This window comes from Protofrankia coriariae (assembly GCF_001017755.1).
Classification (GTDB): domain Bacteria; phylum Actinomycetota; class Actinomycetes; order Frankiales; family Frankiaceae; genus Protofrankia; species Protofrankia coriariae.
The window spans coordinates 126,980-149,516 of sequence record NZ_JWIO01000001.1; the positions used below are offsets into that span (position 1 = coordinate 126,980).

A 22,537-nucleotide genomic window follows, 5' to 3' on the forward strand; every position below is an offset into this window, starting at 1 on the left:
GAGCCGGTCGAGGCGGGGGTCGGGGACCCCGACGACGCCGACGTTCGGCTCGATGGTGGCGAACGGGTAGTTCGCGGCCAGCACGTCGTTGCGGGTCAGCGCGTTGAACAAGGTCGACTTGCCGACGTTGGGTAGTCCGACGATCCCGATCGACAAGCCCATGGGGTCGCAGTCTACGGTGCCGACCGCGTCGCCTGTCGGCCGCCGACCGCCGGTGGCCGTCGGCCGTTGACCACCCCGGCGGACAGGGCCGGGCGGACAGGGCCGCGTCCGCCGGGCCGGGACCGGCCGCCCGTCCCGCGACGTCCGGCGGCGGGTGGCTTTCCGGCCGTCGGTGGCGGCACGGCTGCTCGTCCGGCAGCGTCCGGAGGCTCCCCGGCCGACCCGCTCGGACCGCTGCCTGTCCGAGGCTCCCGCTTCCGTCCGTGCCATTGTGTGCCGCCGTCTTCCCTCCCGTGCCACTGAAGGACAACATCGAAGAGATGTAACTGCTGGTGGCATGGCGGGAGGGTGAGGCGCATGAAGCTCGTCCTGGGTGAGACCGGCAGAGGCGGGACCCACAAGACCTACAGCGCCAATGATGGCGGCAGGGCCCACGAGGGCGACGAGGCTGTCGGAAGCGGCGGGGCCGGTAGGGCCGTCGCGCGGGCGTTGACCGTCCTCGCGCTCGCGGCGGCGTGCGCGGCCTGCGCCGGCGCGGACGGCACGGGTCCAGGGGCCACCGGGGTGAGCCCGTCCTCCCCGCCGAGGGCCGGTGGCGCGGCGTCGACGGACACACCGGTGCCCGGTGCCACCGGCCCCGGTACCGGGGGCACCGGCGTGGGCGTCGTCCCGGGCCGGTGCGCCGCCGCGGACCTGCAGCTGTCGACCGCCCCACCCCCCGGTGGCAGCGGCATGGGCCATCAGGGCCTGGTGATCGTGTTCACGAACAGGACGCGCGACGCCTGCGCCCTCACCGGCTATCCGGGGGTGGCCGCCCGGGACGCCACGGGCCAGGACACCGCGGACGCCGCCCGCAGCACCGTCGGTTCCATCTTCCCGGTGACCGAGCAGCGGCGTGTCGTGCTGGAGCCGAACGGCAGCGCCTCCGCCGGCGTCGAGTGGACGGTCGTCCCGTCCGGGAACCAGACGACCTGTCCGTCCTATGCCGGTCTGCGGGTGACACCGCCGGGTGACACCGACAGCCTTGAGCTGCCACAGTCGGTCACGTTCTGTGGCAACTTCCGGGTGCATCCGGTCGTCCCCGGTGCCGCGGCGGGCACCTGAGTGGGCCACCGTGATCGCGGTGGCCACGACGGTCGCGGTCGGCGCAGCCGGCTGGGGGGCGCCATCCGGGGCCGTTGACGGCCGCTGGCGAGCCGGTCGCCGCCGGGACGCTCGGGGCCGGCCGGCGGTTCCTCCGGAAAAGTGTCGGACGTCCGTGATTGCCTGTGCACCATGGACGCCACGACCGTGCTGTTCTTTCTCGTCGGGCTGCTGCTGGGGGCCGGGGGCGGCTTCGCGGCCGGCCGCCGGGCCGGCGACATCCGGCTCGACGCGCTCGTGGCCGAGCACAGCCGGACGGCCCGCGAGCTGGAGGCGCTGCGCCGGGCCGAGCACGCCGCACTGGAGCGGGCCGCGCTGGCCGAGGTCGACCTCGCGGGGATACGCAGCGCGCTCGACCACGAGCGGCGGTCCGCGGCCGAACGGGTGAGCCTGGTCGAGCGCAGCCAGCAGCGTCTCGGCGAGGCGTTCCAGGCGTTGTCCGCACAGGCACTGGAGGGCGCGAGCCGGCAGTTTCTCGAGCTCGCCTCGGCCCGGCTGCAGGAGGTCGGCGCCCACGCCACCGGCGACCTGGAGCAGCGGCGGGCTGCGGTCGAGCACCTCGTCGGCCCCCTGCGCGAGACGCTGGGCCGGATGGAGCAGCGCCTCGCGGAGCTGGAGGCCTCGCGGGTGGAGGCGTACGCGGGCCTCGTCGAGCAGGTCCGCGGTGTCCAACGGGCCTCCGAGGGCCTGCGGGCCGAGACCGCGGCGCTGGTCACGGCGCTGCGCAAGCCGCAGGCCCGCGGCGCCTGGGGGGAGATGCAGCTGCGCCGGGTGGTCGAGGTCGCCGGGATGGTCGCCCGGTGCGACTTCACCGAACAACCGGTCACCAGCACCGAGGACGGCGTGCGCCGGCCGGACATGGTCGTCCATCTCGCGGGCGGCAGGAACATCATCGTGGACGCCAAAGTGCCGCTGCTGGCCTTTCTTGAGGCCACCGAGGCCCGCGACGAACGGCTCCGGGACGAACGGCTGGCCGCGCACGCCCGGCATCTGCGAGCACACGTGGACGCGCTCGGCGCCAAGGCGTACTGGCGGCACCTGGCCACCAGCCCGGAGTTCGTCGTGTTGTTCGTGCCGGCCGAGGCGTTCCTCGCGCCGGCGCTGGAGAAGGACCCGACGCTGCTGGAGCACGCCGCCGCGAAAAAGGTCGTCATCGCGACCCCGACCACTCTGATCGCGATGCTGCGCACGGTCGCCCACGCGTGGACCCAGGAGGCGCTCACCAGCCGGACCAGGGAGATCTTCGAACTGGGCAGGGATCTTTACGCCCGCCTCGGCACCCTCGGTGAGCATGTCGACCGGCTCGGCCGTTCACTCAGCCGGACGGTGACCGATTTCAACACGGCGGTGGGATCCCTGGAGAGCCGCGTACTGGTGCCGGCGCGCAGGCTCGCCGCCATGGAGGTGGTGGAAAACGTCCTGGCGACACCGTCGCCGGTGGAAACCGGCGTACGGGCCCTGTCCGCGACCGAACTTGCGGGCAGGGCGGGTGGTGCGCCCGGATGATGCCACCGAGGAGTACCGAAGGTCGCCGAAAGTTTTAGCGATAGCACTGAAAGTGATACGCCCGGCTGTCCCGCGCGATAACGACACTCGCCGGTGACACCTGGGGCAACGCCGGGCGGTACCTTGCCCAAGTGAACTCGCCACCTCGTCGTTCGTCGACCGGTCCGTCCGGCCGCGCCAGAGGTGTCGGCCCACCAGACGCTCGGCGCGGGCGTGCCCAGGGCCGACGCGGCGGCGAGGCACCCACCGTGGTGATGGGCAGCCGACGCGGTCTGACCGTGCTCGGCGCGGCTCTCCTGCTCATCCTGGCCGGGACGGTTGGCGCGGCCATCGACGTGGCGCTGTCCGGCTCCCCGGGAGCCGCCTTCGGCGTCCTGTTCGTCGCCGGCTGCATCCTCGCCGCCGCCCGGGTGCATTCCGACGACCTCCTTGGGATCGTCATCGCGCCACCGCTGGTCTATGCGCTGATCGCCGTTGGTGTCGGATTCACCCGATCGTCGGGCGACGGCGGCGGTGGGCTGAAGAGCAAGGCGATCAATATCGGATCCGACCTGATTCTGCGAGCTCCCGTCCTTCTGCTGGGTTTCGCGGCCGTTGTCCTCATCGCCGCGGTCCGCGCGCGACGCGCGCGAGTTACCCGGCGCGTACACGAACGAAACCTCAGGCCACCTGGGAATCGCAGCCGGCCGACCGGCTAGCGACCGGCTAGACGGCTCGCCGGAACGGTACCGGACAGATATCCGGTACCGTTTTCAGTGTGCTCGTAGATGCACACCGCGGACTGTGGGAACGCCGGTGCCACCAGGCAGCGCTCGGCGCGGGCGGCGGTCCGCGCGGTCGAAGATCCGCCAGAGGCTGCCTGGCCCAATGGTGGGCAACCTGCCGCTGTGGTCATTCTCGTGCCGACCACCGGCATTACCGCCCCGGGTCGGACTGCGGACGCTGCCCGTGCCCTGCCTTCTCCCGCGCCCACCCACGTTCTTAGCCGGGCCGGACCCGACGGATGTCGGCCGTCGGGGCGCGGCCCGCCCGATACGAAGATCCACCGACTCCGACCCAGTTGGACCTCCCGACCCCCGGACTGCCAGGGCATAAAAATATCATAATAATTGTCCTGCTGACAGAAATAGCTGGAGCACGTTATCTGGAACACGTTATTCAGATGGCGGGCCGACATAGACTGCAAAGGATCCCGCGGGTGACGGTGAAATTCGTCACAAGAATCCAGCAGCGAACTGGAATGTAAGATCAGGACAACGCATTGTCGTCATCCGGACACCAGGCATACGGGCGCGAGGGGAATTTGTGTAGACATCCGAGGGCGGCGACAACCGGGGCGACCCGGGCCCTTGCCCAGCGCCTTGCCCCATCAGAACTCCGTGCCAACATCTCGCTACTCTTAGTTATTTAAACTACGCCGAGCAATATCGTTGTCACAATTTCAGTAGATCGTGATTCGCTTCCAGAACTTCCGTCACGCAAAAATGAACAACTTGTAAACAACATGCAAACAATATTTTTGTGTACCGTCCGACCGAGACTCCCTCCATGGGCAATGCTAAATTCTTGACCGCGAACTCTCGTCAATCAATTGGATCATCGTCAATAAATTGGATCATGAGTGCCTCGGCGATCACCGTGACCAACAGCGGCGGCCATACAGTCCTTGCGGCTCCCGCCCGCTCGCGGAACACTGATCCGCGGCACCTTTGGCCGACCAGAAGATCACGAACGTCCAACGGCAGGAGATGACGCAATAGACTCGTGATGACGGCTGTCGATCCTGCGCCCGGGGGGGACATGCGACGACAGTCATAGCAGGCCGTCAGGAAGCGCCGGATCAAACTACTGAAACGGCGATCACCGCAGGGAAAAAGCCGACAGCGAACTGGGGGCACCACATCGGCTCGGGTCTACCTGGCCCACGGTGCATCCCGACATCCAGTTACTGGGGGGAACAGGTGTCCGGACGCTCGGACCTATCGACGACTATCAAGATTCCGACTGTCAGCGTCATCATTCCGACGCTCAACGAGGCGCGCAATCTTCCGCATGTCTTCAAGAACCTGCCCGCCGACGCCGAAATCGTCCTCGTCGACGGCCGATCGACCGACGACACGGTCGCGGTCGCGCAGTCGCTGCGTCCTGACATCATAATTGTCAACCAGACCCGTCGCGGTAAGGGAAACGCGCTCGCGTGCGGTTTCGCCGCGGCCAGCGGCGACATCATCGTCATGCTCGACGCCGACGGCTCGGCCGACCCCGCGGAGATCGGCGAGTTCGTCCGGGCCCTCACCGCCGGCGCGGACTTCGCAAAGGGATCCCGTTTCATCAACGGTGGCGGCAGCAGCGACATCACCCGTATGCGGCGGGCCGGCAACTCTTTCCTCAGCGGCCTCGTCAACATTTTCCTGGACTGCCGGTACTCGGACCTCTGCTACGGCTACAACGCGTTCTGGCGGCACTGCCTGCCCGCCCTCAGCCTGGAGCCGGGCGACCATTCCGACGCCTATGAATGGGGAGACGGCTTCGAGGTCGAGACCGTTATCAACATGCGGGTGGCCCGCGCCGAGCTGCGTGTTGTGGAAGTCCCGAGCTTCGAGCACCCCCGTATTCACGGAGTCAGCAACCTCAACGCCTTTTCCGACGGCCTGCGGGTCCTGCGCACCATTCTGGTCGAATCCCGCGGCTCGCGCGGCCGGCGGCGGAGGCTGGTACCGCGCTGGTCCACGGCGACCGCGGTCGGCCCGAACCTGACCGTCCTGCGGCCCCAGCAGGCACGCGGTGAGACCCCGGAAGGCGTCCGCCTGGAGGTTTCCGAAGCTGACGCGGGTGTGGGCGCTATGGGCACCGTGGGTGTGGTCGGCTCCGAGGTGGAATGCGCGTGACGGCATCCACCGGCATCACCCCGGGCGGAGCCGACGACTCACATCCAGCCTCCGGCCCCTCCCAGGCGGCGGCCGGCACGGCAGCCGCCGGNNNNGCAGCCGCCGGTGCGACGGCTGCCGTGCCGGCCCCGGTGATCCCCGCACAGGCCCATCCCGTCGGGATCGTCACGGCGCGACCCGCCGCAACGGCGCGGCCCGCGGACGGTGAAGCGCAGATCAGCGCGCCCCCGGCGGCACTGGCCGCGTCCGTGGTGATCTGCGCGTACACCCTCGAGCGCTGGGACGACCTGGTCGCCGCCATCGCGAGCGTCCGCCACCAGCGGACGGCAGCGCACGAGATCATCCTGGTCGTCGATCACAACGACGCCCTGCTCGCCCGCGCCCGGGCCACCTTCGACGGGGTGACGGTGCTCGCGAACACCGGCGCCCGGGGTCTGTCCGCGGCCCGTAACACCGGCGTGCGGGCCGCTCGCGGTGACATCGTGGTGTTCCTCGACGACGACGCCCACGGCGCACCCGACTGGCTCGAGCACCTGCTGGCCCCGTACGTGGAGCCGACCGTGCAGGGTGTGGGCGGTGCCGCCGTGCCGACCTGGCCGGCTCCGGGCCGGCCGGCGTGGTTCCCCCCCGAGTTCGACTGGGTGGTCGGCTGCAGCTACGAGGGCCTGCCCACCTCCGCCCAGCCGGTCCGCAATCCCATCGGCGCGGCGATGTCCTTCCGCCGGAGCGTCTTCGACCGGGTCGGCGGCTTCAGCGACGGCATCGGCCGGATCGGGTCCACCCCGCTGGGGTGCGAGGAGACCGAGCTCGGCATCCGGCTGCGGCAGGCCGACCCACAGGCGACCATCCTCTACGAGCCGCGCGCGCTGGTGCACCACCGCGTCACGCCGGCACGGGCTTCCTTCACGTACTTCCGCAAACGCTGCTATGCCGAGGGACGGTCGAAGGCGATCATCTCGGGGCAGGTCGGCAGCGCGGACGCCCTGGCCACGGAACGCACCTACGTGTACCGGACGCTCCCCCGCGCCGTCTGGCGCGACATGCGCACCCCCGGTCGGCGCCGCGGCGCCGCGAGCATCGTCTCGGGGCTCGTGCTCACGGCCGCCGGATATCTGCACGGCCGCCTGCTGCAACCGGTCGCCGCCCGCCGCGACAGGGCCGACGACAGGGGCGGCCAGGCACGCCCGGCCGGAGGACCCACCTCGTGAAGATCCTTCTACTTGCCCAGTTCTTCCCGCCGATCGTCGGCGGTGAGGAACGACACGTCCACAATCTCGGCCGGCGTCTGGCCGACCGTCACGAAGTCACCGTGGTCACCTTCGGTGACAAAACGGGGACGGCAACCCGGGACGGGATGCGTGTCCGGACCGTCCGGCCGATCACCGCGTCGCTGCCCTTCCTGTACGGGGAGGGCGACCGGCTCTACGCGCCGCCGCTGCCGGACCCGGCGGTGGCCCGGGCGCTGCGGCGCGTCATCGTCGAGGAGCGCCCCGACGTCATCCACGCGCACAACTGGATCGTCAACAGCCTCACGCCGCTGCGCCTGACGACCCGCGCGCCGATGGTGCTCACCCTGCACGACTACAGCCATGTCTGCGCCACCAAGCGCTTCATGTACCTCGGCCAGCAGGTGTGCGCCGGCCCGTCGCCACGACGGTGCGTCCGCTGCGCCCACGACCACTACGGCGGGCCGGTCGGCCTCGCCACGGTCGCCGGCAACCAGGGCGGCCGTGCCCTGCGCCGGCTCGCCCTGAACCGGATCATCGCGGTGAGCTCGGCGGTCGCCCGACACAGCGACCTTGCCGCCGGCGGCATACCCTTCGAGGTCATCCCGAACTTCATCCCGGACGAACTGCTGGAAACCAGATCGCACACCGTCCCCGGCGGTATGACCGCGGGCGGCTACCTGCTGTACGTCGGTGATCTCAGCCGGGACAAGGGCGTCGGGATCCTGCTGGACGCCTACGCCCGGCTGGCCGCCGACCGCCCGCCGCTGCTGATGGTCGGCCGCCGCACGCCCCACCTGCCGGACCGCCTGCCGGCCGGGGTCGTCGTGGCCGAACCATGGGACCACGAAAAGATCATGCAGGCGTTCGCCGGAGCCGCGTTCGCCGTCGTCCCGTCCATCTGGCCGGATCCCTGCCCCACCGTGGTGCTGGAGGCGATGGCCGCCGGTGTCCCGGTCGTCACGACCGGGATGGGCGGCATCGCGGACATGGTCCGGGACGGGGAGGACGGCGTCGTCGTCCCGCCATCGGAGCCGGCAGCCCTGGCCGCGGCGATGAACCTGCTGCTCGCCGACCCGTCCCTGCGGCAACGGCTCGGCCGGCACGCCCGCGACCGTGCCGCGAGCTTCACCGCCGGCGAGGTGGTACCGCGCATAGAGGCCGTTTACCGAGACCTGGTCCATGCCCACTGAATCCCGGCCCACCGAAACCCGGATCATCAGGGCCCGGCCCGGCAGATCCCGGCCCGCCAGATCCCGGACACCCAGCGCGGACAGCACGGCCAACGACGACACGACCCGCGTCAGCACGGTCGACAACGCCGTGCCGACGGGCGGAGGCGGGCCGCGGGAACGTGCCGACACCACTGTCATCACGGAGTTCGTGCCCGGGCACACCGTCGGATCCGTCGCCCACGCGAGACACGGCGTCTACGACAATGACCGGGTGGAGGAGAGCACACAGCCACCGGCCGCGCATGCCACCGGCTCCGACACGACCGTGGTCACGCGCGACCCGGTGGCGGATCTCCTCGAACCGGTCACCGGGCCGGCCGCCGAGCCGGTCGGCGGCACCGGCACGAACCGCGGGCCGTTACTCGACTGGCGCTCGTGGTGGTCGTGGCGGCCGCGGCGGAAGGCGCCGGCGTCCCGGGACGACCCGGCCGGCACACGGTCGGCCGATGTCCCCGTCGTCGACGGGCATCCGGTCGCGCGGCCCGTCACCGCGGGCCTGGCCAGTCATGATCTGACCAGTCCCGACCGGTCCCGCGCCGTCGCGACCGTCATGGCCGCTGGGGTGCTGCTGGTCGCGGTGTCCTACGCGCTCGGCCGTCGTGGGCATCCGGACGTGGGCACCGCGTTGCTCTGGCCCGGGATGATCACGGTCTTCGTCGCCGGCGTGGCCCGCCTGCTGCGAACGGACACCTCCCGGCGGGAACGGCTGCGGGTGTCGGTGCTGCTCGGTGTCGGCCTCTACTTCTGTTTCGAGCTGACCCAGATCGCCGCCGTCCGCGAGTTCGACGAGCTGCTGCACCTGCGCACCCTGCTCGACCTGCAGGCGACCGGCGGTGTCTTCACCCCGCATCCGGGCCTGCCGGTCAGCCCCCGCTTCCCAGGGCTGGAGCTGCTGACCAACGCCGTCGTCCAACTGCTCGGCGTGCCGAACCAGGTGGCCGTGATCGGCGTCGTCCTGCTGGCCCGCGTCCTGCTGGTGTACGGCCTGTTCCTGCTGATCGAGCGCCTGAGCCGGTCCGCCTACGCGGCCGGCGTAGGGGTGGCGATCTACTCCTGCAGCCCGCAGTTCTTCTTCTTCAACGCGCAGTTCGCCTACCAGACCCTGGCCATCGCCCTGACCGTGCTGCTCCTGCTGGTCGTCGTCGACCGTGCCCGGTACGGGCGGGTCACCACGGGCGTGCTGGTCGTGATGACGTGGGTCGCGCTGGCGCTGACCCACCACATCACAAGCTGGATCGCCGTGGGGCTGCTCGCCGGATGGACGTTGTGCGCCTTCGCCCGCCGGGACCGCGCGGACGGCAGGGTGCTCGCCCGTGTCACCCTGGTCGGGCTGGTGGCGACCGTGGGCTGGGCGCTGGTCAACATCTCGATGCTCCGCGACTATCTGGGCCCCATCCTGTCGGAAAGCTTCCACCAGGCCGGCAGTGTCGCCAGCGGTGAGACCAAGAGCCGCAAGATGTTCACCGACTCGGCCGGCACGCCCACCCCGACCTGGCAGATCGTCGCGCTGCTCGGCACCACCCTGCTGTGGTCGGTGTCGATCGTCCCGCTCGGCCCGTTCAGGTTCCGGCCGCAGACCGACGGCCGGCAGGCGACGCTGTACCGGCTGCTGCGGCTGATGCACCTGGCGTTCCCACTGTCGATGGCGGGTACTGTCACACCGCGCACAGCCGAGCTGTCCGCCCGCCTGTCCACCTTCGTCTACCTCGGCATCGCCGCCGTGCTGGGCCTCACCGTCGCCAGCTACCTGGCGACCCGCCGCGCGACCAGGCAGGCGTTCCTGCGGCGGCTCACCGGCTCCTTCGCGATCTTCGTGTTCATCGGTGGGACGGTCCTGGGCTCGGGCGCGGACTGGTCACGGATGCCCGGGCCCTACCTGGTGATCGCCGACGGGCGTTCCATCGACCCGTACGTGGTCGCCGCCACCAGGTGGGCGAACACCGAGCTGCCGGCGGGCAGCCGGATCGCGGGCGACCGCGAGACCGGGACCTGGCTGATGAGCATCGGCCGCCAGTGGCTCGTCACCGGCCTGGCCAGCGGGGCGAGCGCCGGTCCGCTCTACTTCAGCACCACCCTCGGCGACTACGAACGCGCGGTCATCGCGGTCGGTCGCATCCAGTACGTCATCGTCGACACCCGGCTCGCCGACGGCCTCCCGCACGAGACGTTCTACACGGAGAACGGCGAGGCACCCATGGGTACCCGGCTGACAGCGGCGATGCTGGCGAAGTTCGACACCCAGCGGGGCTCGGTGAAGGTCTACGACAACGGGCCGGTGAAGATATACGACGTCACCGCCCTCGGGGCAGCAGCGCCAGCGGCAGCCGCTGCAGCGTCTCCAGCCCCGCAGGCAACAGCCCCGCGGGCAACACCGGCGGCACCGCAGCCCGCGGGAGGTACCCGGTGAGCGCCGTGGCGGCCCTCGCACAGACCGTCCTCGGAATCGCGATCCTCGCGCTCGGCGTTACCGGCCTGCACGCGATTCTCGCCCGGAGCGCCAGAGCCGGGACCAGCCGCGGCAACGACAGCCCCGACGCGCACGGCTCCGGTGAGCGCGACCGTGCGGCGGACGGTTCTCGGGTGAGCTCCCCGCTCGTCTCCCGGTCGGATCCCCCGGCGAACATCGCCGTGCTGCTGCTGCTCACCGTCGCCGGGCTGATGGTCGGCTCGCTGGTGGTGGCCGCGGTCGGGCACGCCGGCAACCCGCTCGCCTACGACCTGCTGTTCGGTGCCGTGGCGGTGGCCCTCGCCGCCGTCGGCGGCCTGCGGCCGGCCACCGTCGTGGTCCGGCTCCGCGAGCGCCTGCCCTGGTATGTGGAGTGCTGGCGGCCGGCTGCCTGGACGGCCGGGGGCTGGCGGACGGGCCCTCGCCGGGCCGCGCTGCTGGTGTCCGTCCCGGTCCTGATCCTCGCCCTGGCGATCGGCCTGTCGTGGTGGTCGGACGAGACGACCACGAACGAGCCGGTGACAGCGCTCGGTGCCGTCCGGACCCAGTCGGGCCTGGCGGTCACCGTCACCCGGGCCGACAGCGACAGCGGCGATCTCGCACTGGAGGTGATCAACAGTGTGGGCCGGCACTGGCGGACGCCGCTGGCACCGGACAGGGACAAGGTCGACGTAGCCGTGGAGAACGCGGCGGTTCCCGCCCCGACCACGATCCACCTGCTCGCCGGCGAAAAAATCATACAGTCGATAACCATCCCGTGACTCAGAGCATTTACGATGGCGTCCCGCCCGCATTCCGGCCCAACCGGCCGTAACCCGCACAGCCGTAACCCGCTACCGACGTGTCGTGCCCTGACACCCGCGTTCGCCACCTCGAGGGAGCAGTAACCGTGCCCGGACGACTTCGCGTGCTCCAGGTCACCCCTCGGTTCTTCCCCGACATGGGAGGGATCGAGACGCATGTCTACGAGACGGCCCGACGGCTGAACGCCATGCCCGGCCTGCGGGTGGACGTCCTGACCACCGATCGTGACGGCAGCCGGCCCCCCGTCGAGGTGGTCGAGGGGATCCGGGTGCGGCGGGTGCCCGCCTGGCCACGGGAGCGCGACTACTACGTCGCTCCACGTATCCGCGCGGCGGTCGGCGGTGGCTACTATGACCTCGTGCACTGCCAGGGGGCGCACACCGCCGTCCCGGTCATCGCCATGACCGCCGCACTCGCGGCCGGCACGCCCTACCTGGTCAGCCCGCACACCGGCGGCCACTCGTCGGCCATCCGCCACCGGCTGCGGGGCGCCCAGTGGCGCGCTCTCGGCCCGCTGCTGCGCCGCGCCCGGCAGGTGGTGTGCGTCGCGGAGTTCGAGAAGGATATGTTCGCCCGGCTGGCACGGGTGGCCGTCGACCGGCTGCGGGTCGTCCCGAACGGCGTCGAGCCCGCCAGCACCACCACCGACATCCGGCCCGACGCCGACGCGCCGACCGTGGTCTCGGTAGGCCGGTTCGAGAAGTACAAGGGCCAGCACCACCTGATCGCCGCGCTGCCCACCCTGCTCGAGCGGGAACCGCGGGCCCGGCTGGTGCTGGTGGGACGTGGTCCCTACGAGGACGAACTGCGGACCCAGGCCGCCCGGCTGGGCGTGGCCGACCAGGTCAGCTTCACCTTCGTCCCGCCGGCCGAACGCCAGGCCATGACCGACCTGCTGGCCGGCGCACACGTGGTCGCCCTGCTCAGCGAGTACGAGGCCCACCCGGTTGCCGTGATGGAGGCGGTCGCGCTCGGACGTCCGGTCGTGGTCGCCCCCAGCACCGGTCTCGGCGAGCTGGCCGACCGCGGCCTGGCCGAACGGGTCGACGACCCGGCGGACCCGCGCACGGTCGCCGCGACCCTGCTCCGTCACCTGACCGCCCGGACCACCGCGGGAGCGGAGGTGACCGCGGAAGGGAACACCGGGAACGCACCGGCCGGGGCCAGCGGCCATGGCACGCCGTCCACGCACCTGCCCACCTGGGACGACTGCGCCGGCGCGCTCGCAGACGCCTACCGTGCCCACGCATGACGCGCCATCGTCCGCCAGTGGACACGACCCGCCCGGGACCACCCGCAGTGATGATCAGCACGGTGGACGGGACAGTCGCGCCAACACCGCCATGAACAGCGCTGACGGGAACCGCGCTGACAGGAATGCTGACAGGAACATCGTCGGCGTCAACAGCGGCGCCACCGCCGGCCCGCCCGCGAACGACATCACCGTGAGCGGCATCACCGTGGGCAGCACTGCCACGGCAGGCATCACGACCGACATCATGGCGACCGCGCCCGTGGCGAGGGCTGCCGAAAGCCCACCGCCGGAGGAGACCAGGCACGGTCACGCCGGTCTCGCGCAGTTGCTGGCGATCGCGATGTCCATGGTGGGGACGCAGATCGTGACATCCGTCCTCGGGGCGGTGTTCTGGTCCCTGGCCGCACGCACCTACGCCGTCCACGAGGTCGGGGTGGGGTCGGCGGCCATCGCGGCGATGACGGTCCTCGGTTCCGTCGGGATACTCGGCCTGGGCACACTGCTGATGGCCAAGCTCCCCACGGTCGAGCGGGAGTCGGACCGCCTCCGGCTGATGCGGGCATCCATCGCCGTTGTCGGGGTCACCTCCGGCCTGCTCGCGCTGGTGTGGACCGGGGTCACTCCGTTCCTGTCCGAGACGTTGCGCCCGGTCAGCTCAAGCGTGCCCGCCGCCGTGCTGTTCTGCGTCGGGGTCGTCCTGTTCGCGGTGACCTCCACCCTGGACTTCGCGCTGCTGTCGGCGGCGCGGGGGGCCGTACAGTTCGTCCGCAACGTCGTCACGTCGGTGGTCAAGCTCGGGCTGATCCCGGTGTTCGTGGTCATCGGCTGGACGTCCGGGCTGGATCTCTACCTGTCCTGGGTAGCCGGCATGGCCCTGTCCCTGCCGGTCTGCTACCGCTACTTCCGCCGGCCCGCGCCGGAGGAACGGTCACCGGACGGCGCTGGCGCCGCGGCCACCCCCCGCCAGCGGTTCGCCGGGCTCCGACAGCTGCGGGAGATGCGTAAGGAAGCCGGTGGGCACCACCTGCTCAACCTGGCACTGCAGTTGCCGACCCTGCTGCTGCCCATTCTCGCCGCGCTCGCCGCGACCGCCGCGGACACCGCCTATTTCACGACCGCGCGCCTTGCCGCGACCTTTTTCTTCATCATTCCGTTCGCGCTGGCCATCGCCGTGTTCGCACAGTCCGGGCAGAACGAGGAACAGGCGCTGGCGAAGATCCGCTCGACCCTGCCGCTGGGACTCGTGGCGGCCGTCGCCACCTTCCTGATCGCGGCGCCCTGCGCCAGTCTTGTCATGACCATCTTCGGTGGCGCCTACACCAGCGGGGTGGCCGTCAGCGCGTTCCGGATCATGATGCTCGCCGGGGTACCCCTGGTGATCAAAGATCACTATGTCTCGCTGCGGCGGGTGCAGGGACGGCTGGGATCCGCCTTGCGAGTGGTCGGCGCCGGAACCGCCATGGAGATTGTTTTCGCCCTCGTCGGTGGCCATCTCGGCGGGGTGAACGGCCTGTGCTGGGGCTGGCTGCTGGCGGTGGTGCTGGAAGCCGTGATCACCCTGCCACCGCTGGCGGTGGTCTGGCGCGAGCCCAGGGCCACGATCGCGGTGGCCGGCCCCCGGGCGAACACCACCGAACCGCTCACCGGCGTGTACCGGCGAATGGCCGCCAGCTTCTACCCGCTCGAGCTGCTCCGTCCGATCGACGAACGAGACCTCGCCCGCTACATCGACAACACGGACAGCACCAGCGGCGAGGCTCGCCGTACGCACGAGCGGACCATCTCCATCTGGCACCGGCCCAGCCGGTTGGAGCGCCTGCCGGACGAGAGCACCGTGCGTCTGCGGCCGTCCACCAGGCGTGCCCTGGCCAACCACCCGCCCCCCAGCACCGACCACCATCGGCCGTCACGGCAGAACCAGCCCGAATGACGGGAACAGCCTGATCGCAAACAGCTGTCCCGGGCGCTTTGAGCCGTGCTCCGGCTACGGCTTCGCGGCCGTGGACGCGGTAGCCGAGGGCGTTGGTGCGCTGGGAGACAGCGTATGCACTGGGAGGCACCGTAACGGACGTCAGCGATGCGGCGAGTGCCTCCGGGACGGGGTTCTCCCGCGGGGCGGGGTTTTCCCGCGGGGCAGTGGCCTCCTCCGGGGCGAGGTCGCGAACCCGGCGGGCGGGCGATCCAGCGTAAAGCCCGTGGGGCTTGCAGTCCCTGTTGACCAGCGAGCCGGCGGCAATCACACAATGATGGCCAATGGTCACGCCAGGCATCACGATCACCCTGCTGCCGAGCCAGCAGTCGTTCCCGATGACAACCGGCTTGGCCACCACCTCGCTGCTGACCTCACCATTGACCACGTCATGCGTGGAGGTCAGAATCGTGACCTGGGGTGATATCTTGAGTCGTTCACCGATCCGTACCGGTGCCGAATTCTCGATGAAACACATCGAGCCCATCCCTGATCCGCGGGCGAAGCCCGCGCGATGACCGACGACGGAGCCCAGCAGGATGTTCCTCGTCCTGGTCCGCACGCCACCGAGACGATAGAGCAGGAAGCGAAGCGGACGCGGGACGAGGAAAGACCCGCCTATGCCATTGACGATGGTTCCCCGCACGAGCATCCAGAACTCGAGTCTGAGCTGCTCCCAGAGCTTTTCACGACGCACAGCCGTCTCCTTCACGCGCACCGGTCGCGGCGCGGGTTCGCGGCGCGGTCTCACCCCATCCACCGTCCAAACAATCGCTCCGATAGTAGCGATTCAATCACTCAAAGTAATGAACGCTGGTCGGATGCCATCACCGTGCCGGCTGACCGACCGAATACAGCGGGATACGGCGGGATAGGATGTCAACGGCACCGGCGGCGCGGCGCGCGGCGCCATGTCCGTTTGCCGACCGTGTCCGTTTACCGGGCATGCTCGTTTGCCAACATGTTCGTTTGCCAGCATGTCCGTTTGTCTTCGGGACGAGTTGTCGGCGTCGGGATACCCGGCCCGCCGACGGAAACCTGTATCCGTTGTCGACCGGACACATAACGACACCAGTCATGTCGTTCTCCCGTCAAAACGGCACCGCCAGGTAGTTCGCGTCCCCCCGCTGAGCGGACGGCGGCGTTGCTGGCAGGACGGCGGACAACCACACCGGAGGTAAATCGGCGATGCCAGGCAGAACACGGTCCCAGCGCGTGGCCGGACGTGACCGAATGTGGATCGGCGCCCATTCCGTCTTCGTCACCGGGCCACTGGACCTACCCGACGTCGACACGGTCCGCGCGACCCTGCGGGAACTCGCCTGGATCGCTCCCGACCACCGGCTGTTCCGCCGGCCCGATCCTGGCTACCACCGGTGGCGCCCGGTGACGGGCCACGAACTCGACAGCCACTGTGAGCGGATGGTCACGGCACTCGATGACAGCGTCGACGACGGCGGGCCGGAACGGTTACTGATACGGCAGTACGACGCACACGTCGACGACATCCCCTTTCGGATCGCGGTCGGCCGTGACTCGCTGGCGATGTCGTTGTCCCATCCGCTCGGGGACGCCCGGCTCGGCCTCGACACCGGCGCCGAGCTGCTGTTGGCTGCCGCGGAAGGCCGTCCGCCACTGAGCCTGCACCGGCCGTCCACCCGGCTTCCCCTGGCCCGCGCCCTGGGCGAGTACTACGGCCGGAAACCCGGGCGGGTACTCGCGACGCTGCGGACCCCGCGCCCGGCCGCGCCCGGCCCGGACGCCGGGACACAGCACCGGCCATGGCAACCGAACTTCACCGTGGTTTCCGGGGTCCTCGCCAGGAGCACGCTCACTGACCTGCGTAAGTGGAAAGTCCGCAACGCGTCCGGGGTCACCCGGACGATGGTGGTTTTCGCCGCGGTCCGGGCAGCGGTGGAAGCGGCGGGCATGCGGCCGGCGGCCGGCGGTTTCTACACCGTCGTCGACAACCGGAAATTCCTTCCGACCGGCCGCCGGCTCGACGNNCCGGCCGCCGGCTCGACGGCAACTTCACGATCGGAATCTACGTCGAGCCGACGGACGCCCATGATCCGGTGGCCGTGTCGGCCGCGCTGGAGTCCGCGACCGCGAACGGGCGTACGCTGGCCACGATGAGCCTGTTGACCGGCTTCGCCCAGGTCGGCCGCATCGCGGCTCTGAGCGATCGGGCGCCCTTCCCGGCACGTCCGTCCCTGGTCCTGAATCATCTCGGACGGCTGCGCGGATTCGAGAAACTACCGTGGCGGGGCGACACCTCGGATACCTACTACCTGTCGGCGACAACCCAGCGCCAGCCGGACTATGTCACCTTCCAGTTCGCCGAGCTGCACGGACACGTGTACGTCACGGTGGCTTTCCACGCGAGCATCTTCGACCAGGATGTCGTACGTCGTGCCGTGGACCTGCTCTGCGCGGATCCGGTCGCGCTGCTCGACAGCGCCCGGTGAAACGCCCGGCACCCGGCTCACGGCCGTAGGCCACTCGGGGACGTACGGACGCGCATGAATGTCCGTGAAAAATTTCGGGCGTGCCCCGCGGATTCATCCGCGGGGCACGCCCGGAACAACCGACAGCCAACAACCGGCCGGATACGGCCTGGCTACTGGCCTGCTGGCCTGCTTACTGGACTACCGACTGACTGCTTACTGGCTACCGCTGGCCGCCCGCTCCCGGGCACGGATTTCCCGGCGGAGCTCGGGCGGCAGGGCAAACAGCAGATGCTCCTCCGCCGACGTCACCTGCTGGACGTCGTCAAAACCACGTTCGGCAAGCCACGCGACAACCTCCGTGACCAGTTCCTCGGGAACGGATGCCCCGCTGGTCACGCCGATCGTCTCGACCCCTTCGAGCCAGGCGGGGTCGACCTGCTCGGCGTTGTCCACCAGATAGGCGGTGGGCACTCCGTGGTCGAGAGCGACCTCCACCAGACGTACCGAGTTCGACGAGTTCGGCGACCCGACGACCAGGATGAGCTCGACCTGGCTGGCGATCTCCTTGACCGCCACCTGCCGGTTCTGGGTGGCGTAGCAGATGTCGGCGCTCGGCGGCCCCTGCAGCAGCGGGAACCGCTCGCGCAGCGCCCGCACGGTGACCTCGGTCTCGTCGACCGACAGGGTGGTCTGGGACAGATAGGCGACTTTGGACTCGTCCCGAACCCGGACAGCCTCCGCGTCCTCCGCGCCGTCGACGAGGTGGATGCGGTCGGGCGCCTGGCCCGTGGTACCGATAACCTCCTCGTGGCCCTCGTGGCCGATGAGGAGGATGTCGAAGTCCTCCTTGGCGAACCGGCGCGCCTCACCGTGGACCTTGGTCACCAGCGGGCACGTGGCATCGATCGTTCGCAGCTCCCGGGACCTCGCCTCCTCGTGGACGGTCGGTGCGACGCCGTGGGCGGAGAACACCACGGTCGCCCCGGTAGGAACCTCGTAGGTCTCTTCCACGAAGATCGCGCCTTTTGCCTCCAGCGTCTTGACGACGTGGGCATTGTGCACGATCTGCTTACGGACGTAGACGGGAGCGCCGTACAGCTCCAGTGCCTTCTCGACCGTCTGTACCGCTCGGTCGACACCAGCGCAGTACCCGCGCGGATTGGCCAGCAGGATCCGCCCCATGTCCCGGAGTCTACGCGGCCCGGCAGCGCCCGGAAGGCCAAACGACAACCGTCACATACCGATGTCCGGGCGGACAGCTCTCGTGCTTTGTGCATCGGTCCGAAGGCCCGCACGGCCGCGCTGGTTACGGTTATCCGATGGCGCTCACCTCCACCCCGGAGCAGCCGTTGCCCGTCCGGACGGTCGCCCGGGCAATCGGCGACTGGATCAACCGGCTCGGCCGGGTCTGGGTGGAGGGCCAGCTCACCGAGATCGTGCGACGGCCGGGCCTGGCCACCGTGTTTCTCACCCTGCGTGATCCGGTAGCCGACGTGTCGCTGCGGCTGACCTGCCCGCGGGCGGTCTGCGACGCGGTGGGGGCCGCGCTCACCGACGGCGCCCGGGTGGTGGTCCAGGGCAAACCGTCGTTCCATCCCGCGCGGGGGACGCTCGCGCTCGCCGTCACCGAGATCCGCCCGATCGGTACCGGGGTCCTGCTCGCCCGACTCGAACAGCTGCGCGGCATGCTCGCGGCCGAGGGGCTGTTCGCGGCGTCCCGCAAGCGCCGGCCGCCCTTCCTGCCCCGGGCCGTCGGGCTGATCACCGGACGGGCCAGCGCCGCCGAACGGGATGTGGTCATGAACGCCCGCCGCCGCTGGCCCGCGGTGCGGATCGTCTCGCGTGAGGTCGCGGTGCAGGGGCCGCTGGCTGTCGGGCAGATCATCGACGCGCTGCGCGAGCTCGACGGCGTCCCCGAGGTGGACGTCATCGTGATCGCCCGCGGCGGCGGGTCGCTGGAGGATCTGCTGCCGTTCTCCGACGAGGCGCTGGTGCGGGCCGTGGCCGCGGCCACCACCCCGGTGGTCTCCGCGATCGGCCACGAGCAGGACGCGCCCCTGCTCGATTTCGTCGCGGACGTGCGGGCGTCCACTCCGACGGACGCGGCCAAGCGGGTCGTACCGGACGTGGCCGAACAGCTCGCGTTGGTGACGACGCTGCGTGGCCGAGCCCGGCGGTCCGTCGAGCAGCGCCTGGACCGGGAGGAACGGTGGCTGGCCGACCTGCGCGGCCGCCCGGCGCTGGCCGCGCCCGGGCATGAGCTCGACCGTCACGACGAGTACGTGCAGGCGCTGCGCTCCCGTGGCCGGCGCTGCGTGCTCCACCAACTCGAACGGGCCGACCAGGAGTTGGCCCATGCGTTGGCCCAGTTGCACGCGCTGTCACCAGCGGCCACCCTGGACCGGGGATACGCGCTGGTACGCAGAGTCGCCGACGGCTCCATCGTGCGTGATCCCGCCCAGGCCACCCCTGGCGACGCGCTGACCGTACGGGTCGCCGGCGGCTCCTTCCCCGCGACGGTTGACTCCCCGACAGCTGACGCGGGGACAGCTGGCGCACGGACACAGACCGGCACCACGACCTGACCTAAGAAGCCGTCCCGGCCCGGAAAGCCAGCATGATCCGGGACGCCGGCACGGGCCGGGAATCACGCGGGCCCGGGCCCGGGCCCCGAAAAGATGATCGAACCGCTTTCGGTCGACCAGGGCGGCGGGAATCAACGTCAGGCGGCGCCACCGCCGCGCATCCACCGGAGACATCGGGCCAGGCATCAGGCAAGACCTCAGGCAAGATCTCAGGCAAGACCTCAGGAAAACTCGGTAAACCAACCGGGGACGACGCAATACATCCGGCCAGCTTCGGACAGTAGTCATTGGATTATTCCTGGGATCATGACACGATCCTTCACCTCCGTGGTGCTATGATTTCCAGCGGAAGATTCCAAACGTCCGTCAGCGAGTCAGAGACAGTACGATCATGCTTTTTCTGTGCTGCCGACGGCCCGCATCCCCAGGTCCCTGGGAGGAAAACATTGGCGCGACCAGTGCCGGCGCGCTCGTGTTCAGCCGGCGAAACAGTTTCCCACTGGCCCCTCCAGAGCTCTTCGATACCACGCTCTCGGCGCGATCACTATCGCACCGGTGAATCAACGGAACAGCGCGGCGGAAGCAATCCCCGCTCATCGCGGCCCGGGACGGCCGGCCAGGAGAACAAAACCATCGCCTGGGGCCGGGCATGACCGATGGTTTTCCCGTCCTGCCCGTGCTGATGTTCCACAGCATCGGCGACGGTGCCAGCGCGGCATTTCGTCGATGGCAGGTCCCGCCGGCGTTGTTCGCCGAACAGCTGGCCTGTCTCAGTGCGGCCGGCTACCAGCTGCTGGGCCTTTCCGAAGCACTTTCCCGACCGGCCGGGAAACACGTCGCGATCACCTTCGACGACGCTTTCGCGGATTTCTCCGCCCATGCCGTCCCGGTGCTGCGGCAGGCGAACGCCGGGGTGACCCTCTACGCTCCCACCGCCTACGTGGGCGGCCGGGCGACGTGGCTGTCGGCGTACCCGGAGGGCGCTTCCCCCCTGCTCACCTGGTCCGACCTGCGGGACCTGCACGCCGCCGGCTACGAGATCGGCTCGCACGGCCATCGGCACACCGACCTCGACCTGCTGGCCGGCCCCGAGCTGCGCCACGACGTCGAGACCAGCCGTCGCCTGCTCGAGGACGAGCTCAGCTCTCCGGTCCAGAGTTTCTGCTATCCGTTCGGATATCACACACGCGCTGTCCGCGAGGCCGTGGCGGAGACCGGTTTCGCCTCTGCCTGCGAGGTGGGATACCGCATTCACCGCCGTGACGCGTCCCCGTTCTCGATCAGCCGGCTGATAGTCACCGGCTCGACGAGCCCGGAACAGACCCTCGCCCTGGTCCGCAGCGGCCAGCCCGGAGTTGTTCCGTATCTGCGCCGTGGTACCAGGGCCCCGTGGCGCGTTTTTCGGGCCGCCCGGCGTGGCCTGCGCACGCGGCAGGAACCAGCCGCCCAGGAACAACCATGACCGGGTCACCTCGGCCCCGCCCCACCGGCCAGCCAACCAACTGGCCGGAAGACGGCGCGAGCCCGGTCCCGTTCATACCGCCCCAAGGCCCCGAACGTCCGTGGAGAAAACCGTGACCAGTGTCGGTATCGGTGTCGTGAACAGTGTCAGTGTCGTGGTGTGTAGCCATCTCGTGGCACGATGGCCGCAACTTACAAGAGCTCTCGACTCGCTCTGGAACCAGAAGCTGCGCCCGGACCAGGTTGTCGTGGTCGTGGACGGCGACGACGAGCTGCTCGCCCGCCTGCGTGAGCGAGCCGGCCCCGAACTCGTCCTCAGCACCGGGGGGCGTACCGGGCTGTCCAACGCACGTAATGTCGGTATCGCCGCGGTCAACAGCGAATTCGTGGCATTCCTGGACGATGACGCGGTCGCCGATCCGTCCTGGTTGTCATCCCTTGTACAGGTCGCGGACGCCGACCCCGACATCCTGGGAGTCGGCGGCTGGGTGACCCCCGACTGGGGCGGTGAGAAACCCGGTTGGTTCCCACCCGAGCTGCTCTGGACGGTCGGTTGCAGCCATCACGGATTACCCACCCAGCAGACGACCGTGCGTAATGTCTTCGGTGGCTGCGCCCTGTTCCGGCGAAGCGTGTTCACCACCACCGGGGGTTTCGACACCCGCCTGGGCCGGCAGACCAAAGGAGCATCGGGCTGCGAGGAAACAGAGCTGTGCATCCGCGCCGCCGCCCTGATCCCGGACGGCCGCTTCGTGCACGAACCGGCCGCGGTCATCCACCACCACGTGCCCGCCCAGCGGCAGCGTCCCTCGTATATCGTGCGCCGCTGTTGGGCGGAAGGCGCGTCAAAGGCCACGCTCCGGCGTTTGTGCGCGGGCTACCGCGCACCGGCACGCGGCCCGCTCGGCCCTGAACGCGACTTCGTTCTCAAGGTGCTGCCACGCGGGGTACGCAACGGTGTCGGGGCCTCTCTCCGCGGACGCCCGGCGGGCCTCGCGCGGGCCGGCATGATCGTTGTGGGAACCGGGACGACCATTCTGAGCTTTCTGCTCGCCGTGATCCGTACGGTCTTCTCGCCGGTGCGGGCGGCAGGCGGCGGCCCGGCCATCCCGGCCGCCAGTCCCGCGCCGCTGGGCACGCCGACCACCGGCACCGACACCGCCGAAGCCCCCGCTTCCGCAGATTCCCCGAACAGCACGGACTCCCCAGCCGCCACAGGCGCTTCCAGCGCGGACGCCCTGCCCCCGGCCGCGGAAGCCGCTCCGTCCAACATCCACACGCTCTCGGCCTGAGCCCGGCCTGAACGACCCGGACCGGTTGCCACCGCTCCTTGCCGGACAGCGCGAGCCACGCCGAACGGGTGGGTGGCGACACGGCCGCAACGGTCGCGCCACCTACCGGTAGCAC

The 22,537-nt window shown here is 70.0% G+C and carries 17 protein-coding genes; 14 read left to right on the plus strand and 3 right to left on the minus strand.

Annotation, left to right across the window (positions count from 1 at the left end; genetic code table 11):
- Positions 1-162 (minus strand): GTPase (locus tag FrCorBMG51_RS30220; protein ID WP_235433214.1); only part of this gene is annotated, 162 nt, incomplete at its 3' end.
- A gap of 357 nt (positions 163-519) precedes the next feature.
- Here FrCorBMG51_RS30220 and FrCorBMG51_RS00550 point away from each other — a divergent pair.
- From FrCorBMG51_RS00550 to FrCorBMG51_RS00590, 9 genes are all read left to right on the plus strand, one after another.
- The gene (locus tag FrCorBMG51_RS00550) at positions 520-1,266 is read left to right on the plus strand and encodes a DUF4232 domain-containing protein (RefSeq protein WP_047221188.1); all 747 of its coding nucleotides are present in this window, start codon (positions 520-522) and stop codon (positions 1,264-1,266) included.
- A gap of 171 nt (positions 1,267-1,437) precedes the next feature.
- Positions 1,438-2,811 carry a DNA recombination protein RmuC gene (locus tag FrCorBMG51_RS00555; protein WP_086055168.1) on the plus strand — a complete coding sequence of 458 codons (1,374 nt, stop codon included), beginning with the start codon at positions 1,438-1,440 and terminating at the stop codon, positions 2,809-2,811.
- A gap of 254 nt (positions 2,812-3,065) precedes the next feature.
- Positions 3,066-3,509, plus strand: coding sequence for a DUF6542 domain-containing protein (locus FrCorBMG51_RS00560; RefSeq protein WP_235433215.1), 444 nt, complete (start codon positions 3,066-3,068; stop codon positions 3,507-3,509).
- Between the two features lie 1,263 nt (positions 3,510-4,772).
- On the plus strand, positions 4,773-5,699 hold the full coding sequence (locus tag FrCorBMG51_RS00565) for a glycosyltransferase family 2 protein (RefSeq protein ID WP_047221190.1): 927 nt from the start codon (positions 4,773-4,775) through the stop codon (positions 5,697-5,699).
- Positions 5,690-6,907 carry a glycosyltransferase family 2 protein gene (locus FrCorBMG51_RS00570; RefSeq protein ID WP_086055169.1) on the plus strand — a complete coding sequence of 406 codons (1,218 nt, stop codon included), beginning with the start codon at positions 5,690-5,692 and terminating at the stop codon, positions 6,905-6,907. The genes FrCorBMG51_RS00565 and FrCorBMG51_RS00570 overlap by 10 nt, the downstream gene beginning before the upstream one ends.
- Positions 6,904-8,118 (plus strand): glycosyltransferase family 4 protein, encoded by a 1,215-nt coding sequence (locus FrCorBMG51_RS00575; RefSeq protein ID WP_047221191.1) that lies wholly within the window; start codon positions 6,904-6,906, stop codon positions 8,116-8,118. Before FrCorBMG51_RS00570 ends, FrCorBMG51_RS00575 begins: the two co-directional genes overlap by 4 nt.
- Positions 8,108-10,567 (plus strand): glycosyltransferase family 39 protein, encoded by a 2,460-nt coding sequence (locus tag FrCorBMG51_RS00580; protein ID WP_052914185.1) that lies wholly within the window; start codon positions 8,108-8,110, stop codon positions 10,565-10,567. Before FrCorBMG51_RS00575 ends, FrCorBMG51_RS00580 begins: the two co-directional genes overlap by 11 nt.
- Complete coding sequence (locus FrCorBMG51_RS00585) at positions 10,564-11,367, plus strand: hypothetical protein (protein WP_047221192.1); 804 nt, start codon at positions 10,564-10,566, stop codon at positions 11,365-11,367. Before FrCorBMG51_RS00580 ends, FrCorBMG51_RS00585 begins: the two co-directional genes overlap by 4 nt.
- Before the next feature lie 128 nt (positions 11,368-11,495).
- On the plus strand, positions 11,496-12,662 hold the full coding sequence (locus FrCorBMG51_RS00590) for a glycosyltransferase family 4 protein (protein ID WP_086055170.1): 1,167 nt from the start codon (positions 11,496-11,498) through the stop codon (positions 12,660-12,662).
- 1,643 nt (positions 12,663-14,305) lie between these two features.
- Here the strand turns inward: FrCorBMG51_RS00590 and FrCorBMG51_RS33365 are convergent.
- Complete coding sequence (locus FrCorBMG51_RS33365) at positions 14,306-15,022, minus strand: acyltransferase (protein ID WP_420848552.1); 717 nt, start codon at positions 15,020-15,022, stop codon at positions 14,306-14,308.
- On the opposite strand from FrCorBMG51_RS33365, the gene FrCorBMG51_RS30230 reads away from it, so the two are divergent.
- Both FrCorBMG51_RS30230 and FrCorBMG51_RS00610 read left to right on the plus strand, forming a co-directional pair.
- Positions 14,919-15,152, plus strand: a complete 234-nt coding sequence (locus tag FrCorBMG51_RS30230) for a hypothetical protein (protein WP_047221193.1) — start codon at positions 14,919-14,921, stop codon at positions 15,150-15,152. The two genes, FrCorBMG51_RS33365 and FrCorBMG51_RS30230, sit on opposite strands and share 104 nt — an antisense overlap.
- A 1,614-nt stretch (positions 15,153-16,766) precedes the next feature.
- Positions 16,767-17,102 (plus strand): hypothetical protein, encoded by a 336-nt coding sequence (locus FrCorBMG51_RS00610; RefSeq protein WP_157180337.1) that lies wholly within the window; start codon positions 16,767-16,769, stop codon positions 17,100-17,102.
- Positions 17,103-17,297: 195 nt separating this feature from the next.
- On the opposite strand, the gene FrCorBMG51_RS00615 is transcribed toward FrCorBMG51_RS00610, so the two are convergent.
- Complete coding sequence (locus tag FrCorBMG51_RS00615; protein ID WP_047221196.1) at positions 17,298-18,266, minus strand: 4-hydroxy-3-methylbut-2-enyl diphosphate reductase; 969 nt, start codon at positions 18,264-18,266, stop codon at positions 17,298-17,300.
- Between the two features lie 137 nt (positions 18,267-18,403).
- Between FrCorBMG51_RS00615 and xseA the strand changes: the two genes are divergently transcribed.
- The 3 genes from xseA (at position 18,404) to FrCorBMG51_RS00630 (ending at position 22,422) form a co-directional block, all read left to right on the plus strand.
- Positions 18,404-19,669 (plus strand): exodeoxyribonuclease VII large subunit, encoded by a 1,266-nt coding sequence (xseA, locus tag FrCorBMG51_RS00620; RefSeq protein WP_047221197.1) that lies wholly within the window; start codon positions 18,404-18,406, stop codon positions 19,667-19,669.
- A 649-nt stretch (positions 19,670-20,318) separates the two neighbouring features.
- The gene (locus FrCorBMG51_RS00625) at positions 20,319-21,131 is read left to right on the plus strand and encodes a polysaccharide deacetylase family protein (RefSeq protein WP_047221198.1); all 813 of its coding nucleotides are present in this window, start codon (positions 20,319-20,321) and stop codon (positions 21,129-21,131) included.
- A gap of 112 nt (positions 21,132-21,243) precedes the next feature.
- Positions 21,244-22,422 (plus strand): glycosyltransferase family 2 protein, encoded by a 1,179-nt coding sequence (locus FrCorBMG51_RS00630; protein ID WP_235433200.1) that lies wholly within the window; start codon positions 21,244-21,246, stop codon positions 22,420-22,422.
- The last annotated feature ends 115 nt before the right edge of the window (positions 22,423-22,537 follow it).

Excerpts from the sequence above, each read along its gene's own strand:
- FrCorBMG51_RS30230 (WP_047221193.1), top strand. The coding sequence starts at position 14,919 with ATGGTCACGCCAGGCATCACGATCACCCTGCTGCCGAGCCAGCAGTCG.
- FrCorBMG51_RS00625 (WP_047221198.1), top strand. The coding sequence starts at position 20,319 with ATGACCGATGGTTTTCCCGTCCTGCCCGTGCTGATGTTCCACAGCATC.
- FrCorBMG51_RS00555 (WP_086055168.1), top strand. The coding sequence starts at position 1,438 with ATGGACGCCACGACCGTGCTGTTCTTTCTCGTCGGGCTGCTGCTGGGG.
- FrCorBMG51_RS00560 (WP_235433215.1), top strand. The coding sequence starts at position 3,066 with ATGGGCAGCCGACGCGGTCTGACCGTGCTCGGCGCGGCTCTCCTGCTC.
- FrCorBMG51_RS00580 (WP_052914185.1), top strand. The coding sequence starts at position 8,108 with ATGCCCACTGAATCCCGGCCCACCGAAACCCGGATCATCAGGGCCCGG.
- FrCorBMG51_RS00615 (WP_047221196.1), bottom strand. The coding sequence starts at position 18,266 with ATGGGGCGGATCCTGCTGGCCAATCCGCGCGGGTACTGCGCTGGTGTC.
- FrCorBMG51_RS00610 (WP_157180337.1), top strand. The coding sequence starts at position 16,767 with ATGAGCCTGTTGACCGGCTTCGCCCAGGTCGGCCGCATCGCGGCTCTG.
- FrCorBMG51_RS00550 (WP_047221188.1), top strand. The coding sequence starts at position 520 with ATGAAGCTCGTCCTGGGTGAGACCGGCAGAGGCGGGACCCACAAGACC.
- xseA (WP_047221197.1), top strand. The coding sequence starts at position 18,404 with ATGGCGCTCACCTCCACCCCGGAGCAGCCGTTGCCCGTCCGGACGGTC.